Below are 1099 nucleotides of genomic sequence, written 5' to 3'. Positions count from 1 at the left end.
CCAGACGATGGTCGGCGAATGGAAGCGGCAGGCCATGGAGGGGCTGGCGGCGGTGTTCTCCGGCAAGTCGGCGGCACAGGAGACCTCGAAGGCGGCCGAGGCGGATATCGAGAAGCTGCACGCGAAGATCGGGCAGCTGCTGGTGGAACGGGATTTTTTGGCGAAAGCGTCCGGTCGATGAGCCTGGAGCGGCGGCGCCAGATGATCGAGCCGGAGCACCGGCAGCTGTCCATCGTACGGCAGTGCGAGCTGGTCTCGATCAGCCGGTCGGGGTTCTACCATCGGCCCACGGGCGAGACGGCGCTGAACCTGGAACTGATGCGGCTGATCGACGCGCAGTTCCTGGAGACGCCCTGGTACGGCGCACGGCAGATGGCGCGGCATCTGAAGCGCCAGGACGTTGGCTACACGGTGGGCCGGAAGCGCATTCGACGGCTCATGGTGAAGATGGGCCTGGCGCCGATCTATCAGCGGCCACGGACGATTGTGCCGAACCCCGAGCACCGCGTGTTTCCCTACCTGCTGCGGGACATGGTGGTTGATCGACCGAACCAAGTCTGGTGCGCCGACATCACCTACCTGCCAATGCGCCGGGGCTTCCTCTACCTGGTCGCGGTGATGGACTGGGCGACGCGCAAGGTGTTGGCTTGGCGGGTCTCGAACACGATGGAGGTAGAGTTCTGCCTGGAGGTGCTCGAGGAAGCCATGGCGCGGTTCGGGCGGCCGGAGATTTTCAATACCGACCAGGGCAGCCAGTTTACCTCGCCACGGTTCACCGGCTTGCTGCAGCAGGCCAGGGTGCGCATCTCGATGGACGGCCGTGGCCGCTGGATGGACAACGTGTTCATCGAGCGGCTGTGGCGCAGCCTGAAGTACGAATGCATCTACCTGCATGCCTTCGAAACCGGCTCGGAGCTGCGAGCCGGGCTGTCGAAGTGGATCGGCTATTACAATGCCGGACGCCCCCATAGCGCGCTGGCGGGGCAGACCCCAGACGAGGCCTATGGGGCGTACGGCGTAGAGAAATTGGCGGCCTGACGACAACCAGAACCGAGCTTATCCAGGCCGTCAAACTGTCCGACGAATGGGGACCACCTCA

The 1099-nt window shown here is 64.4% G+C and carries 1 protein-coding gene; it reads left to right on the top strand.

The window, feature by feature from the left end; genetic code table 11:
• Positions 1 to 1038 (top strand): IS3 family transposase gene (locus ACLF3G_RS29465; RefSeq protein ID WP_430672934.1). Its coding sequence is split into 2 segments (ribosomal slippage), with 1039 coding nucleotides annotated over them: positions 1 to 167 and positions 167 to 1038; the frame shifts between segments, so codons are not numbered across the junction. This gene is flagged as partial in the annotation.
• Positions 1039 to 1099: the final 61 nt, after the last annotated feature.

Source organism: Falsiroseomonas sp. HC035, from assembly GCF_050563525.1.
In the GTDB taxonomy this organism is placed as follows: Bacteria; Pseudomonadota; Alphaproteobacteria; order Acetobacterales; family Acetobacteraceae; genus Falsiroseomonas.
The sequence above is the reverse complement of the archived record's forward strand: the minus strand, read 5'-3'. Positions and strand labels throughout refer to the sequence as shown.